This is a genomic window from Agaribacterium sp. ZY112 (assembly GCF_041346925.1).
Lineage (GTDB): Bacteria > Pseudomonadota > Gammaproteobacteria > Pseudomonadales > Cellvibrionaceae > Agaribacterium.
Genome location: NZ_CP166840.1, coordinates 3,122,049 through 3,137,876, shown reverse-complemented (window position 1 = coordinate 3,137,876; position 15,828 = coordinate 3,122,049). Strand labels below are relative to the sequence as shown.

Below are 15,828 nucleotides of genomic sequence, written 5' to 3'. Positions count from 1 at the left end.
TTATCTTTGATATCTAGTCTTTCTGCCTCGCTCTCTTGTTATTCATATAGCTATACGCCCACCTTTTCAGATGTTTACTGCGATTTCATAACAAAGCACCATGCTGAGGCTTGTTATTTTGTCGACTGGTCGATGTTTTTCGGCGCATGTGGCCAAAAAAGTGTCTTACTCTTAAAGGGCTACTTAGATTTAGATTCACGTGGCAAGCCCAAATTATTTTACCGTGCTTATATGTAGTTTCGATGGCAGTGCTATATTTCTGCACGAGCCACCTATCTTACTTACTTATTTCTTTTGGTTATATATAATAAGGGGGAGCCTTTAAAGCGGATGATGTAATGCCAGATAAGTTAAGCAAGTATTCTTATGCAAGTATTAAAGCGATTCCCTCGGGGGAGTTTGTTGTTGGGGAGTCTTACGAGATTATATATAGGCATACATTCGAGGCTGGTGGTGGCGGTCATTTTGTTTTCTTTAAAGGTGATTTTTCATCGGAGGTTGCTAATGACCCTGAAGAGGGGGTTTACCTTTGTCTTGATGAAGATCCGAGTGGCGAAAGCTATGTCTTGATTCGTCGCTTGCAAGGGTTTATCTGCCCTCATGACTTTGGTGCGTTTGGCAAGGAAGGCGTTAACGATTCGACAGCCATTCATGCGGCTAATAACTACGCGGCGTTAGTGGGCTTGCCTTTAAGGTTTTCCAATAAAACGTATTTTGTAGGTGACGCTTCTTTTGTGATTGAGGCAAGTAAAACAAGCTGGTTTTCAGATGGCCTAACACTTATTAAGTTTTCAGGTTTTGAATCTAGAAAAAAATATGCAGTACGTGTTGTTGGTTCTGGAAGTTATGTGGCGACGGTTCGCTTGGTTAAAGCGTTTATAAAAAACATTGGTATATTTGCCAATGTTCAAAAGGGGAGTGAGTTAGAGGGTGTAGGTCTGGAGTTGTCTGGTGGTACGAGTGCCACTCGCTTAAGCTCTGGAAGCTTTGATCACATTTCTATACAGGGCTTTAAAACATCAGTTAAATTTAATGATTATTGCTGGAAAATCACCTTAAATAACGCGCGCCTTATGTGGGGGGTAATTGAAACACCGAGTGAGACACAAGAGTTTGGTGAAAACATGGTATTACGTGATTGTTTTATTGCTGACACTTCTGGTGAGTTTTCTAGGTTCAATAAAGGTGAGTGGAAGTTTTACGGTACATCCTTTGATAATGCGCCATTCTCTTCGCATAACGATGCAGTACTGGATTTTGAAGGAGGGCATATAGAAAACCCTCTTAGCCAGAGTTCTGAGCCACGTTTTGCAGAGGCTTATAATTTCTCTTCTATTAGCTTTAATGCGACATGGATCGCGACAAATAATCGCGCCATAGCAAGGCCTCCTTTTTTCTGTGATACCTCTGTAGCTAAGCCTTCGGGCTTGTATTTTAATACTTGTAAGTGGGTTTGTTACGCTGAATACGACACCCGCGAAGGCGGGAGCAATGCCGGTGCCATGTCACATAACTTCCTTGTGGAAGGTGAGGGCACGGTACGTTCAAATAATTGGACCTTTTTAAATTGGCAAGATTGGCTTGCTATCCCTTTAGCTCGTAGCAGTAACCGTTTATTTAATGGCGATTTTGAACGCGGCGATCTCAGAGCTTGGTCTGTAAGCGAAGGTTTGGGTGGGGGCACCGGTATATTCGAGGTAAATGCGGTAACTGGTGAGGGGCAACGCGGCGCTTATTGTGCTGAAATTCGGGCACTTCATTTGGGCTCTCATGCGTTTGGGGGCAGTTTACATCAGTCCATAGCGGTAAAGCCTGGCGATCAAATAGCAGGGGGCTTAAGGCTAAAAAGCAACTGGGCATCTGTGGCCGGCGCGGGTTTTTTTCAAGTGTCATTGCTATACAAGTCGGCAGATGGCCAGTTGTTATTAGACAAGGTAGTGAAAAAATACAATGAACAGTTAAGCGATTGGCAGTACCGTCAGGTTGGCGGCATCGTTCCCGAGGGTGTTTCGACAGTGGAGTTAACGGTCATTGTTCTTGCAAACGAAGCTGCCGAAGATGTCAGTGTGTGGCTTGATGATGCCCATATAACTGTTTATGGCTAAGTTTAAATTATGTCCTGTCTTTTATCGGCTAGCACGTATATATAGCCTCCGAACTTGCTAAGCAGCTATCGATAAAAGCGGGAATGGTGGGGTAGCCGTGCTCTAGTCGCTTATTATTCACTAGTGTCACCGCATTATGCGTTCTTTCTTTGAATAAATAATGATATGTTGTAACATATCTTATGTGTGAAGCTAAAGGACTATTGGCATATGCAAGCGACCCCTAGTAGAAAACTACCTGTTACCGTGCTGTCAGGCTTTCTTGGCGCAGGTAAAACGACGGTATTGAGTCATCTTTTGAACAACCGTGAGGGCAAGAAAGTTGCTGTCATTGTGAATGACATGAGTGAAATCAACATTGACTCATCGATTGTTCAGAGTGAGGTTTCTTTGAATCGCAGCGAGGAAAAGCTGGTTGAGATGAGCAATGGCTGTATATGTTGCACTTTGCGTGAAGACTTGCTGGAGGAGGTGACGAAGCTTGCACAAGCTGGACGCTTTGATTATCTCGTGATCGAGTCGACGGGTATTTCAGAGCCGTTACCTGTGGCAGAAACGTTTACCTTTGCCGATGAGCATGGGGTTTCCTTATCCGATGTTGCAGATCTAGATACTATGGTAACAGTAGTGGATGCGGTTAATTTCCTTAAAGATTATGACGAAGCTAAGTACTTGCAAGATACCGGTGAGTCTTTAGGTGAGGAAGATGAGCGCCGTGTTGCTGACTTATTGGTTGATCAGGTTGAGTTTGCCGATGTTATTCTGATCAGTAAAACCGATTTGGCATCGCCGTCTGAGGTTGAACGCTTAAGTGCCATTCTTAAGAGTTTAAATACACACGCAATCATTGCCCCTATCTCTAAGGGGCAAGTTGATGTTAATGAGGTGCTTAATACGGGGTTGTTTGATTTTGAACGCGCTCAGCAGGCGCCGGGCTGGTTAAAAGAGATGCGAGGGGAGCACGTTCCCGAAACAGAAGAATACGGCATTGGCAGCTTTAGTTATGAAGCTCGTAAACCCTTTCACCCAGAAAAGTTTCACCAGTTTCTTCATAACACAGAGCAATACGGTAAGTTGATTCGCTCTAAAGGCTATTTTTGGTTGGCCTCGCGCCCTGAGTTTGCGGGGCAGTGGAGTCAAGCCGGCGGTGTTGCCCGTTATGGCTTTGCTGGTATGTTTTGGAAAGCGGTGCCTAAAGAAAACTGGCCTAGTGATGAAGAATATTTAGAATCGATTGAAAAACAGTGGCAAGAACCTTTTGGGGATATGCGCCAAGAACTCGTTTTTATAGGCCAAGGCTTGGACCAAGTAGCAATCACTCAAGCGCTTGATGACTGTTTATTGAGCGAAGATGAGGTATTGAGTGGCAAGACGTATTGGTCGTCATTAAAAGATCCCTTTCCTAGTTGGGAGCAGGCATGAATATGATAACGACTGCCCACACCCTATCGGATGATTCATTTCAAGACAATGATGTAAATACCCGTCGTGCTGCCTATGGTGGTGAGCCAAATGTTTTTACGGATATCTATTTAGAAAATACCAATATAGCTATTTGGCAACGCCAGCTTTCACCTACATTAAAGCGCTCTGTCGATGTGTTTTTAACACAACACACATCATTTCAAACCTCAATGACGGTTACACCACAAAGCGCGCTTTCAAGTGTTGGCTTAGCCTTAGGTGGTGAAAACCAAAAAGAGTTGAGTGAAAATATTACAGAATTGGTGGATATGTTTTGTTACTTGTTTGAGCTTAAGCGAGTCGGCTTGCGCTTAACCGCTCTTGATAGTGCCATGTGCCCTAAGTTCCATGTTGATAAAGTGCCATGCCGTTTGCTCACTACATTTCACGGTATTGCAACAGAGTGGTTGCCCCATAATCTTGTTGATCGCAACAAGCTAGGTATAGGAGCTAAAGGTAAAGCAGACAGCGAATCGGGGCTTTATAAACACCAAACTGATATCCAACAGCTTAGCTGTGGCGATGTGGCTCTTTTGAAAGGGGAGCGCTGGGAAGGAAATGAAGGCGCAGGTCTGGTACACCGTTCGCCGGCTTTAAATGAAGGTGAGCGACGTTTGATATTAACGCTTGATTTTAGTTCTTGATTTGGATTCAGTTACCCTCTCTTTTTCACTTGAGTGGGTAACTAATCTAGTTAACTCTAAGCTTGCTTAAGTATAAGGCGTCTATTTCTAACGTAATAAACAATAAAAGCAGTTACTAACAGCAATACTAAATAAGTACTTATTGCTATAGGGCTAGCAAGCATATTTGAGGGGCGGTTAGCATTTTTTGCTAAAATAAGCGGCTGAGTATTTTGGATGATTTTTGGGTAAACCTGCTTGCCTTCTTTGGTGCCAAAAACAAGCTTTTCCACATCTAAAGATATATCCCCTTCATTTAAGCTTGCGAAGCTGAGTTTAAATAAACTTGCATGACCACTCGACGATGTCTCCGGTGCAAGCAGGGCATGTACAAGCTCTATTTTTCCATTATCGGTATTAACGTTGTTTTTCAGTGAAAAGCTGTTTTTATCTTTCCATAGACTGCCAAGTTGAACTGATTTTTTATCTTTCTCAAATATTGGTTTAATACGTTTTTTATTGTAGTTAGCTTCAAATTGCACACCGTAGACATTAGGCATGTTTTTAAGATCTATGCGCAATGTAATTACTTCACCGACGTGAACATGCTCTTTATCCCATGTTATTTGTGCTGTTGCTTCTACGTAGCTATGGGCCGTGTTTAACAATAAAAGGCTAAATAAGATACTTTTTATATGCAGATGATAAGTGTTCATAAGTGCATCCTTATGTTTGTTTTTATTGGTTATGGGGCTGCTAGCAGCCCCATAACCAATACCTTAATTATGCTTAAGTTTAGTCTTTAGAGATAAATATAGGTTAAGGCGTATTTATAGACCACGTTGAGCTAGCTAAGCTTAACCCCATATCTGCACTGCTTATTAAACGGGCACTGCTCGTTCCTGTTGGCGCTGATGTTGGGCTTTGCTCTATTCGCACCATTAACTCCCAGTCCTCTGGGTTACCCCCAAGGCCTGCCGCATTAACTGCAGGGCTATATTGTTGGCTATTGAGTGTGGTCGTTAGTTGCCCCTGATTAAAACCAAACTCCATTAGGCTAAGTGGGGTCGATGAAACATAGTCCTCATGATTGGGAATGCCATCAATCATACTGCCTACGTGAAGGTTTCCACCTGGGCTTGAAGACTCGTAGAATAAATGAATATGATTTCCTAACGCTGGGTTTCTAAGTTCAATAAAGTAGGATGTTTCATCACCGCTGGCTTCTAAGCCAAGAGCAAATTGAGTGGTGTCTTCAGGGCTTATGGAAATGATAGCTTCAGCATAATCACCTAGGCTTGCAGCATTTCGCTGCCAGCTAAGTACATCGCCTTCGGTATTGATACCGGCGACCCCTTGAGTTGCTATGACATTGTTAAATGTCAGCGTGGGCGCTGGAGTTGGATCAACAGAGGCTGGGTCACAAGCAATTAATCCAAAGTGACTGCCTAAGATGGTGAGGTCAAAAATGTTGATAAGCCCATCACGATTTAAATCTGCAGCAGCGAGATAATTTGGGTCGTTATCATTGATTCCATATAAAGAAGAAACGACGGTGAAGTCGGCAATATCGATATGACCATCACTATTTACATCACCAGCATACATCACAACATCAGCGACCGTACTATCAGAGCCTTCTGTGGTTTGAGACACACTGCAGTTACTCACAAACGTTTCATTGCTGTAGGTGACTACCCAATTACCAGGGCGTAAAGAGTCAAAGTGGTAGTCGCCGTTTGCATCAGCGTAAGTCGAAATAGAGCGCTCACCTAAAGTAAGGGTAACGAGTATTGCGCTTGGTTCACTACCGGCTGGCAGACTGACATTACCGCTTAAACGAGTGCCACCAGGTATATGAATTCCGTCGTCAATAACAACTCGGGTGTCTTCCAGACCCATGATAATTCGTTGACCATTAATGTCGGCGGCATTGGCGGTACAGCTGATATCAAAATTTGCGCTTTCAAGTATATGAGTTGTGAAATATAACGTGGCGAAAGTACCACTGCCATTAATGGCGGGGGCGGGGTTCATCATACTTAGGCTGCCGCTCCAATCACCTTGATTTGGCGTATTCATTTGTGGTGTGATCTCTAAGCGACTTGTTATATCAAAGAGATTTGCATACTCACTGTGATACAACGATGCTAGGTTTGCATCTGTTTGGCAGCTAATTTCAAGACCATATAAATCGCTTGCGTTAACATTGATATCAACACTAAAACTATTATCCCCTAAAGGGTCAATATTTACGGAAGAGGGCACTAATACTATTTTATTGCCTCCAGACTCTTGGTGATCAAGTTGAGCTACGAAGATATCACTCCAGCCATTGTTATCACCTGCGACAAGCATATCCGAATCAGATTCATAAACTAGATATAGTGCGTTACTTGAAATAACTGGGGAGAAACTAGGTAGGTCGGTTTCTGCACCATTACTCAATTCACTGATTTTTTCTGTTGTGCTTGTTTCACGGTCATGGACAAAGATATCTTCAAATCCATTGTTATCGTTATTAACTAAGTTAGACGCTCGAGACATAAAACTGACATAGCGGCCATTGCTGGAAACGGAAGGCGCTTCACTATGACTGTTGGCTTGCTGTCCACTTGATGACACGTTGACTCGGCTGGTAGTAGATTCTTGTGTGTCTCGAATAAAAATATCGTCGTGTCCATTATTGTCGTTACTTACTAAGTTATCTGCGTTAGATGTAAAGACGACAAAGCGGCCATCGGCAGAAAGCTCGGCACCAAAGCTTGGACCGTTCATCGCTTCGATATTCTGGCTGTTAACATTTACGCGTTGAATTTGGCTTGATGCTAGATCATAAATAAAAATATCATCAAAGCCATTGTTATCGCCGGGAACTAGGTTTGACGCAGGTGATGTAAAAATAACAGCGCTTCCATCCTCAGAAATTCTAGGGTCGAAGCTAGGCATATTGGCCTGCTCGCCTGTATTACTAACATTGATGCGCTGGGTTGTTCGCTCATGTCTGTCGTAAACAAAGACGTCCTGAAAGCCGTTGTTGTCATTAGCAACTAACTGATCATCATCGGAAACGTATACAACAAAGCGGCCATCGCCTGATATGTCTGGCTCGCGAGCTTCAAACATCGATTCAGCACCACCAGGTCGCAAGTTAACTCGTTCGGTACTGTTGTTTACTCGATCACGTACAAAAATATCAGCTAAGCCATTTGTGTCGTTTGAAACTAAGTTGGATGCGTAAGATAAAAAGACAACATGCCCACCTTCAGCTGAAATCTCACCTAGGTCACTTCGCCCCCCTATAGCCTCATTACCGCTATTGCTGATACTTACACGTTCAGTTTGATTATTAACAACATCGTATACAAAAATGTCTTCTTCGCCATTATGGTCATTATTGACTAGGTTATCGGCTTGAGATTGGTATGCCACTAAGCTTCCGTCTCGCGACACGCTTGCAGAATAACTACCAAAATTAGTAGGCATTCCATCAAAGCTATTGCTTGCTTTTGTAGTATTAAGTAATTCAGCGTAACTGCTTGATGCTGATAAGAGGGTGTAACTGGCTAGTAATAACGACGTGGGAAAACCACATGTGTATTTTTTGATTCGAGCTAACTTCATTTTCCACCTCCTGTGGATGAGCATTGAAAAACGCTATCGCACCTAGTGATGGCTTGTGGGGCTAAACCCACACTTTGCTGCGACGCTTTTATGTTGCCCTCATCAGATTAGAGGTGTTTTTGATTCCTTTTTTTTTAATTAGATGAATTTATAATATAGAAATAGATGACAAATCCTGCGATTTATTTTGCGAACGGTTCGATATATTTATGCTAAACCATTTTAAAGAGATGAGGTTGGCATTGTTTGGTTTATGCCGAGGTGAGGAAGGGGACGCCAGTGAGACTATGTGAAGCTCTAGTGTATTGACCGTTTCTGGGAGTGGGGGAATTAACATCACAAGCACTGACCAGAGGCGTACTTAACCGTGCTAGTTACATTACTTTAGGTGATTTAGGCACCAATGACCTAGTTTTTATCTGGATTCCTAAGGGATACGTACGATATGTGGATGGACGGTATTGCAGTTGTGTAAAAGAAAGTGCGTAGTTATTTATGAATCGACACTGAGTTTCTTTTGTGAAAAAGTTCGATTGATATAGATGTCTTTTTCTTATCCTTTGTTGTTGCTCTCTATTGTTGCTCTCTATTTTCCCTCTTGTCTTATTATTTTATTGTTAAAGGATATTTAATGCGCCATTTTTTTGCAGATGAAGTTGTGTCCGGTTCTTAATGTCCGATCTGTTCGGTCTCTTATTTTCTTATCTCTTGTGCTGATCTAAATCTGCCAGAGTCTGTATGGGCATTTATGTTTTTTGGGATGATTATTAATAATAAACAGGTAGATATGTTGGCGTTTGAAAGAAAGTGATTGAAATGCTATGGAAAGGGCGTCATAGAGTGGGTATGAGCGTCAGTGGCTTAGTTAAATAATTAGGTGTAATCGGTAATAGCACTGATTCATTTTTTATTTTTTTTGGGCGTCCGAATAATGTCCGGTTTTTTGGGCTGTTTTATTTTAAAAAAATGTGAGTTGTCTTCGCGAATTTATATCTCAAGCATGCTTGCAAATAACATATTCTTGCTCTACCTTTTTACCTCCTTTGGAGCACGGTGGAAGAGTTTCCTATATATAGCGATCAGTTTTCATTGAGCGATAGCAGGGGGGAACCCCTTTTAAAATGACTTCTGTCCTAATAAAAATTATTCATTCGCGTAAATAGAATAGCCCCTTCACTCTGTTGTTGAGTTTAATTTGAATGTTTTAAAATTACTTATAGAGTTGAAAATATGAATCTTTACAGGCGGACGCTTAAGCCGGTGATTATAGGCTTAAGTACATTATCGATCGCATCTTTAAGTTTTGCTGAATCATACCAAGTTGAAGCAGAAAAATTCACCCTCTCAGGTGGCACTTATAATGATGGGAAAAAAAGAAAAGTAACTCCAATAAATATTGCAGGATTACGTGCTATTAGTTACGTTAATCCTGAGGATTATATTCAATATACAATCAACGGTGTAAGTGCTGGTGACTATGATCTTAGTTATAATATCAGCAATGGAGATATTGGTAGCTCTAAGATTAGTGTACAGATCAAGCAATCTAATACTTGGCAGACGGTTGCACAAACTACTGTGCCAGTGACAGCTTGGGATGATTTTCAGCCCTTACATGTTGGCCATTCAATTAGTCTACCAAGCGGTAAAGTTCAATTGCGCTTATTGGCTAGCGGTACAAATATTAGTCAGTGGAATTTGGACTCGTTTGTATTAACAAATGAAATCAGTCCTTCTCCTGAGCCTTCTTCATTACCTTCTCCAGAACCGAGCGAAACTCCCACGCCTTATGATGGAGTCAATATTGACGTCAATTTCGATACACGGCATCAAATAGGTGGCATAGATACATTTGATAGACGTAAATACATCAATATAGCTGAGACTTTCACCAGTAATGATTGGTATAGCGTAGGAACCAACGAGTCCGAGGATCTGATTTCAGACTTTTTGGAAGGTTACGATGTCTATTTTGGCCGAGATACTGGTACGATCACTAGCGTATTAAAAACAATTGCGCATGAAGATCCTGCAAAACCTGGCTTTGCGGACCCAATTAAACTGACCCAAAGCGGTAATAACTACAAAAAGAAGTTCACCAATAGAACTGAGCCTCGTTATGTTTCTCAGCGCCGCCATGAACACCGTGGCACTGACATGATCGTTGCGGCTCAACTTCACCCTTTCTGGCCTGATGGGCAATTAACTAATCGCGGTTGGGCCCTATCGCAAACAGACACCGTGAATGAACCCATCGGTACTGCAACGGGCGATTTTATGGGGCAGTTTTTAGCAAAATACTTTAAACAATCTGATTCTGACACAGAAGGCTATGTTAAACCTAAATTTGTTGAAGTTGTAAATGAGCCTTTATTCCATCTTTACGATTGGGCGCAAAACCCAGTTGAGCTTAACGACGTTTTCCGTTTCCATAACTCGGTAACAAACGAAATACGTAAGAAAAATCCCGATGTATTAATTGGCGGTTACACACCGGCATTTCCTGACTATGATAAAAATAATTTCGATCGTTGGGAAAGTCGAGACCGTTTATTCTTCGATACAGCTGGTGCAAATATGGACTTCATCTCTTTGCACTTATACGATTTTCCTGAGCATGCCAATCGCGAAAAATATCGTAAAGGTAGTAATATCGAAGCGACTATGGACATGGTCGAGCATTATACTTACTTAAATAACGGTAGCGTCAGCCCCTTGTTGATTTCTGAATATGGCGCTTCAGCTCACTTACAGCGAAACAAGCCGTGGACGCCTAAACGTGACGCCACCAAAATGAAAGCCTATAACTCAATGTTAATGGCATTTATGGAGCGGCCAGATCAAATCCTAAAAGCTACGCCGTATATTACGCTTAAGGCGGAGTGGGGCAGAATCGCACCTACAATTCCTCAGAGTACACGTCTCATGGTTCAGAATTTTGAGCGCGAGGGTCAGACAGGGCCGCAGTGGGTTTATTCTGACATGATTAAGTTCTACGAGCTGTGGAAGGATGTTAAAGGTACACGTGTAGATACATGGTCTTCAGATCAAGATATTCTTGTTGATGCCTATATTGACGGCGATACAGCCTACGTTATCTTAAATAATTTAGTATTCGAAGATACTGAATTTGCTTTTAATTCTCTTGGTCTTAATTCAAATAATATTCGCAGTGTGGATATTAAGCATATGGTTTACGACGAACGAGATTATGCCGTCATTGATACAGCGCGTTACACGGAACTACCAGCAACATTGACCTTGGGGTCAGAGTCAACCATGGTGTTAAAGATTGCTTTTGATCAGACTGTTCAACTCACGGAGCTTAGTGAGGAAAGTAAGTATTACGCTACTAGCTATAAGAAACCTGTTGTAGCAAATCAAAATATTAGTTTTGATATTAATAATGTTTCCCTCGCAGCAAGTGGTGAAGCAGTCTTACGTTTAGGTGTTGGCCGTGATCACGGCTTGTCATTAATGCCTCAGGTTCTAATTAATGGGACTCCGCTTGATGTACCGGAAGACTTCCGTGGATACGACCAAAAGCAAGGGCCCACCCGGCCTGGTCGTGAGAATTTCTTTGGTGTGATTGAGATTCCAGTTGAATATGCTGCACTAAAACAGGACAACCGAGTAACAATCACATTCCCAGATAACGGTGGTTTTGTGACAACTGCGGCACTACAGGTATTTAATGTCACTCGTGAGTTAAACCGAACCGGCAGATAGTATCCCTTTAATGAGGTGTATAGACGCTGATACTGGTGTTTATACACCTTTTTTACCGGGTGTAATTAAACAGATGCAGATGACTCGCCTCACGACTGAGTATTAATTTGAAGATTTATAGATAGTTAAGTAACGACCATTTAAACTTGAGTGTAATATCCTCCACATGACTCTCTATGCTGGTGTTATTGTTGTTATTTTTTTACTTAGTTAAACTTTCTTCCTTATTACTGTGATCTGCCAAATACCGCTGTCCAATAGAGGCGGTAGAAGCTATCGGATTTATCGACAAGAGCAGAGCCAAGTTCGCTGTAGTTGGGGTTCATGATATTGGCACAGTGGCCTGGGCTATTTAACCAACCTTGCATCACACTTGAAACACTCTGCTGCCCCGCAGCGATATTTTCACCAATGTAGTTGTAGTTATAACCTTGTTTTTGTGCTCGCTGAGCCGGGCCCTCACCATCGAGATTGGTGTGATCAAAATAATTCTTATCAGCCATATCCTGAGAGTGTAGTTGGGCGGCATTGAACAGCTTACAGTTCCAAGTTAAGGGACCTGTTGCGGCAAAGTATTGGCCGCCGCACTGGCGCTCACTGGCTCGGGCCTGATTGTGAGCATTGAGTAGCTCTTGCTCTATAGTGCTACGGTTGCAGTCTTCGGCTTGCTGGTCATTTGCGTTAAGTTCGTAGCTTGCCATTAAACGAACACCTGAAAACTCAGATTCAGCAGCCAAAACGATTTTATATTCACCCTCGGCTGGGTTGTTAATGTTACAGCTTTGAACCGTAGCTTGGTTTGCCACTTGGTTACTAGATTCACATAAGCGGGTAGGGCTTGCTTGGCTGTCGTAAAGACTAAGTTTTAAATAACCCGTACCTTGATTGGTTTGCACACTGAGCTGTTTTGTATTGTTCGGGATTAATACAACAAACTCTAGTTTTCTATTTGAGCTGGCTTCTAGGTTGTATAGGGCTTCATTGTTTAGTAGCAGTATTGCTTGTGGTGACTCTTCGTTAGAGGGTTGCGAAGATGCAGCAGCAGAGGGCAAGGCCGAAGGTAAGGCTGTGGGGAGGGTGGAAGGCAACGGGCTTGAACCACTGTTCCCGGGTAGGGCTCCACCATGATTGCTACCGAAATCACTACCACCGCTACCTGTATCCCCCTCTGATACACTGCCACTAGGGCTAGGCGAAGGCGCCTCAGTTTGTGTAGGGGAATCGGAGTTGCAGGCTGTTAGCAATAAGATTGAACTGAAAATGAAGACACTGCTTGTACGAAATAGCATTTTTTTCAACCAGTACGTATTTTTTGCTCAGGTTAACAGCTGAAGTGGGCTATTACTGTGTGATGTCGCACATTTATGGTGCGCTTCAGTATTTATGCCTTTTATATTCTATGTATCTGCTCCATTACAGTGAGTTCATGATAATTTTTCTTTAAATACTTCCATTCATAAGAATTCAAATTATGATGGGGGCTCCGTGTTATTTTCTTTAAGGGCCAGCCATGACAGATGAAGCTAAACCGCCATTTCCACCTTTCGACCAAGAGTCGGCAGCACAAAAAGTTCGTTTAGCCGAAGATGCATGGAATTCGGGTGTGCCTGAACGTATTGCACTTGCTTATACCGAAGATAGCCAATGGCGTAATCGCAGTGAGTTTATATCTGGCCGCGAAGAAATAGTTGGCTTTTTAACACGTAAATGGGAAAAAGAATTAGAGTACCGACTTATCAAGGAGCTATGGGCAACATCGGCTAATAGAATTGCTGTTCGCTTTGCTTACGAATGGCATGATGAGCAAGGGCAGTGGTATCGCTCTTACGGAAATGAGAATTGGCAGTTTAGCGATAAAGGTTTGATGCAAAGCCGTCACGCAAGTATTAATGATTTAAAAATATTAGAGTCTGATCGCAAGTTTCATTGGCCTTTAGGGCGCCGACCAGATGATCACCCAAGTTTGTCTGACCTAGGCTTGTAATAGTAAACATATCCGCTTTTGAGCAATGAAGCCTAGCTGCTTGGTTAAATTAACACCATAGCCACTAGGCTTTCGTCAAAAAGACCCTACTGCATGGTTCTTAGTAGCTTAATCTAGATATTCTCTGTTTCGCAGTACTGAGATTTTTACATTTGTCCGTGGCTATTCTTTATTTTGAATACAAGGCCGCACTGCTTTCGATGATGGCCCTGTATTTTCCTTCCATTTTTCCGCCAATAATATTTATTCTTCGATCCATTTCTTCAAGCCATTGCTTGTCTTGATAGACCGACTCAGGCAGTACATCTTTTCGCTGTGTTTGGCCAACAAATAATACCGCGTCGATAAGATCGGATAATAATAGATCTCGACTATCTAGGCGGCTTAAGCGAATACGCGCTTTAGGCAACATATCAATAAACTTCACATCTTTTAACGCACTGTCTGTTACAGATATAATACTAGGTTCTGGTAACTCAGCTAGTGCTTGGGTAATTGTGGGATCTGTAAGTGGCCATACGGTATAGACCTCTCCGGGATAGGCTAACTCAATACGGGTTACCAACGGTAATTGTTCTTTCTCTATGTTCTTAGCTAAAGACGTAGGTAGCTTTATTATGTGGAAGGCACCAAATACCATTAATGTTTTTTCTTTTTTATCGATAGATTGTTTAACAGTTGAAAAGAAATGATCGGTTTTTGTGCTGGCTGCCTTTTTCCACTGATTGTGCTCGGTGGTTTTTTCCCAATTAAAGGCCTCTTCAGCTAAGGTGATTTTTATTCGTTGGCTCGCATCAACGCTTAGATTATGTTGACGAACAGTGGCGAAAAAGTTTTGGTAAACAGTTGGCATCCAGGCCGTAAAAAAAAGCGAGTCTCGATAGACTTTTTCTAATTCTTTGGTTGAAGCATCCTTTCCTTCAAGGTAACGATTAAGTAGGTCTTGATGGCGACTATTGCCAAACTCCACCACAATATGCTGTATTTTACTGTTGAACTTGGGCTGAGTGACTAGTTGGGTAATGGCCTCCATTACCGGGGTATTCCAGTGGTAATCACCGATCGCAACGACATTATGTGTTTCAAACGCCTTTAGTACAGCCGTGTGTACAGCTTGTGTGTGGGCGCTGATATCTTTAAGCTCACTGTTATCGAAATCTATTTTTGCCTCATAGGGAAGGTAGTCACAAGCAGCTAGTAAGCTTGTTAATAACAACATATACAACGTTTGTAGTTTCATAAATTGGGTTCCAGCATGATGCATGGTTATATTACGGTGTTAAACTAGGATGACTTAGGTTTTTAGGTATTGCTTATTTGCTTAAACGAAGAGATCAGTGGCTCTATAAGTGTTATCTGCCTAGGGTTTAAGTAGGCTCGGGCTTGTTCAATGTAGCTAGGTGCAAGATCAGCCCAGTATTGCGCATCAAAAGTAAAGTCTCTTTCAACGTCACCAAGATATAGGTAGCCTTCAATCAATTCATGCAGCGGCTGTTTAAAAGGCATCTGCTTTATTTTTGATCCCCCATAGCTAATGTCTGTAAAACGACATTCAGAGAGTTTTCCGTTTAAAGCTAAGCTTATTATGGTAGGGGGACTCCAGCCATCAGCGATACTATGATCCGTTAGGTGGAAGTGTGGCCACACCGATACAAAGCGGTTTTGTTGATAGTCATCACAAAGTTGACGAACATTCTTGGCGGTAAATTTGGGGCTTTTTTTAAGTAGGTGTCTTGCCCCTGCAAGTACAATCGTGGGTTTGTTTTCGTCGATAAAACGGTTTTTTATAATTGAAAACAAAGCCTCATCGCGTCTACTGTTTTGTTTGATGTAGTCGGCCTTCGATTTAATCTTCTTCCAGCTAAATTCATCCTCCGTTAAATGGATTCGAATAAGTGTTTTCTTTTCCCTTTTTCTACGTAGGTTGATATCTCTGACTGATTTTAAAAAGTTGATATATTGGGGCGCTAACCAGACAGGAAAAATAATAGAGTCTAATAGCACTTCGCGGATGTCACCCTTATATATATGATCAGTGAACTCTATATAGCTATCAAGCATGGCTTGATGCTTGATGTTTCCCATTTCTACTACGATATCTGTGCAGGTGTTTAATACACGTTCGTCAAATATGATGTCACAAATGGAAGAAAAGATGCTTGGATACCAATGGGCCTCACCCAACCCCAAGATTTTATTTTCGCTTAGTGTTTTACAAGCAAAATCGATCGGATTTAGCTGGATTTCAGCTAAATCCGAGTTTTGTTTTAAATAATTACGATTTAAGTGTTTAAGCATA

At 42.0% G+C, this 15,828-nt stretch carries 10 protein-coding genes; 5 read left to right on the top strand and 5 right to left on the bottom strand.

What is annotated here, in order from left to right; genetic code table 11:
• The first annotated feature begins 338 nt into the window (after positions 1–338).
• From AB1S55_RS13590 to AB1S55_RS13580, 3 genes are all read left to right on the top strand, one after another.
• Entirely contained in the window at positions 339–2,105 is a 1,767-nt protein-coding gene (locus AB1S55_RS13590) for a hypothetical protein (RefSeq protein WP_370978725.1), read from the top strand.
• Positions 2,106–2,315: 210 nt separating this feature from the next.
• Positions 2,316–3,527: a zinc metallochaperone GTPase ZigA gene (gene zigA, locus AB1S55_RS13585; RefSeq protein ID WP_370978724.1), complete on the top strand. Its 1,212-nt coding sequence runs from the start codon at positions 2,316–2,318 to the stop codon at positions 3,525–3,527.
• Complete coding sequence (locus AB1S55_RS13580) at positions 3,524–4,213, top strand: DUF1826 domain-containing protein (RefSeq protein ID WP_370978723.1); 690 nt, start codon at positions 3,524–3,526, stop codon at positions 4,211–4,213. Before zigA ends, AB1S55_RS13580 begins: the two co-directional genes overlap by 4 nt.
• A 56-nt stretch (positions 4,214–4,269) precedes the next feature.
• Here the strand turns inward: AB1S55_RS13580 and AB1S55_RS13575 are convergent, their stop codons facing one another.
• Both AB1S55_RS13575 and AB1S55_RS13570 read right to left on the bottom strand, forming a co-directional pair.
• The gene (locus AB1S55_RS13575) at positions 4,270–4,908 is read right to left on the bottom strand and encodes a cohesin domain-containing protein (RefSeq protein ID WP_370978722.1); all 639 of its coding nucleotides are present in this window, start codon (positions 4,906–4,908) and stop codon (positions 4,270–4,272) included.
• A gap of 103 nt (positions 4,909–5,011) precedes the next feature.
• Positions 5,012–7,816 (bottom strand): dockerin type I domain-containing protein, encoded by a 2,805-nt coding sequence (locus tag AB1S55_RS13570; protein ID WP_370978721.1) that lies wholly within the window; start codon positions 7,814–7,816, stop codon positions 5,012–5,014.
• Between the two features lie 1,230 nt (positions 7,817–9,046).
• Here AB1S55_RS13570 and AB1S55_RS13565 point away from each other — a divergent pair.
• Positions 9,047–11,545, top strand: a complete 2,499-nt coding sequence (locus AB1S55_RS13565; RefSeq protein ID WP_370978720.1) for a carbohydrate-binding protein — start codon at positions 9,047–9,049, stop codon at positions 11,543–11,545.
• Between the two features lie 227 nt (positions 11,546–11,772).
• On the opposite strand, the gene AB1S55_RS13560 is transcribed toward AB1S55_RS13565, so the two are convergent.
• The gene (locus tag AB1S55_RS13560; protein ID WP_370978719.1) at positions 11,773–12,834 is read right to left on the bottom strand and encodes a CAP domain-containing protein; all 1,062 of its coding nucleotides are present in this window, start codon (positions 12,832–12,834) and stop codon (positions 11,773–11,775) included.
• A gap of 221 nt (positions 12,835–13,055) precedes the next feature.
• On the opposite strand from AB1S55_RS13560, the gene AB1S55_RS13555 reads away from it, so the two are divergent.
• A complete protein-coding gene (locus tag AB1S55_RS13555) occupies positions 13,056–13,529 on the top strand; it encodes a DUF1348 family protein (protein WP_370978718.1) in 474 nt (157 codons plus the stop codon).
• 169 nt (positions 13,530–13,698) lie between these two features.
• Here AB1S55_RS13555 and AB1S55_RS13550 read toward each other — a convergent pair whose 3' ends face one another.
• Both AB1S55_RS13550 and AB1S55_RS13545 read right to left on the bottom strand, forming a co-directional pair.
• Entirely contained in the window at positions 13,699–14,769 is a 1,071-nt protein-coding gene (locus AB1S55_RS13550; RefSeq protein WP_370978717.1) for a hypothetical protein, read from the bottom strand.
• Positions 14,770–14,831: 62 nt separating this feature from the next.
• On the bottom strand, positions 14,832–15,827 hold the full coding sequence (locus tag AB1S55_RS13545) for a hypothetical protein (RefSeq protein ID WP_370978716.1): 996 nt from the start codon (positions 15,825–15,827) through the stop codon (positions 14,832–14,834).
• Position 15,828: the final 1 nt, after the last annotated feature.

Excerpts from the sequence above, each read along its gene's own strand:
- AB1S55_RS13590 (WP_370978725.1), top strand. The coding sequence starts at position 339 with ATGCCAGATAAGTTAAGCAAGTATTCTTATGCAAGTATTAAAGCGATT.
- zigA (WP_370978724.1), top strand. The coding sequence starts at position 2,316 with ATGCAAGCGACCCCTAGTAGAAAACTACCTGTTACCGTGCTGTCAGGC.
- AB1S55_RS13580 (WP_370978723.1), top strand. The coding sequence starts at position 3,524 with ATGAATATGATAACGACTGCCCACACCCTATCGGATGATTCATTTCAA.
- AB1S55_RS13575 (WP_370978722.1), bottom strand. The coding sequence starts at position 4,908 with ATGAACACTTATCATCTGCATATAAAAAGTATCTTATTTAGCCTTTTA.
- AB1S55_RS13570 (WP_370978721.1), bottom strand. The coding sequence starts at position 7,816 with ATGAAGTTAGCTCGAATCAAAAAATACACATGTGGTTTTCCCACGTCG.
- AB1S55_RS13565 (WP_370978720.1), top strand. The coding sequence starts at position 9,047 with ATGAATCTTTACAGGCGGACGCTTAAGCCGGTGATTATAGGCTTAAGT.
- AB1S55_RS13560 (WP_370978719.1), bottom strand. The coding sequence starts at position 12,834 with ATGCTATTTCGTACAAGCAGTGTCTTCATTTTCAGTTCAATCTTATTG.
- AB1S55_RS13555 (WP_370978718.1), top strand. The coding sequence starts at position 13,056 with ATGACAGATGAAGCTAAACCGCCATTTCCACCTTTCGACCAAGAGTCG.
- AB1S55_RS13550 (WP_370978717.1), bottom strand. The coding sequence starts at position 14,769 with ATGAAACTACAAACGTTGTATATGTTGTTATTAACAAGCTTACTAGCT.
- AB1S55_RS13545 (WP_370978716.1), bottom strand. The coding sequence starts at position 15,827 with ATGCTTAAACACTTAAATCGTAATTATTTAAAACAAAACTCGGATTTA.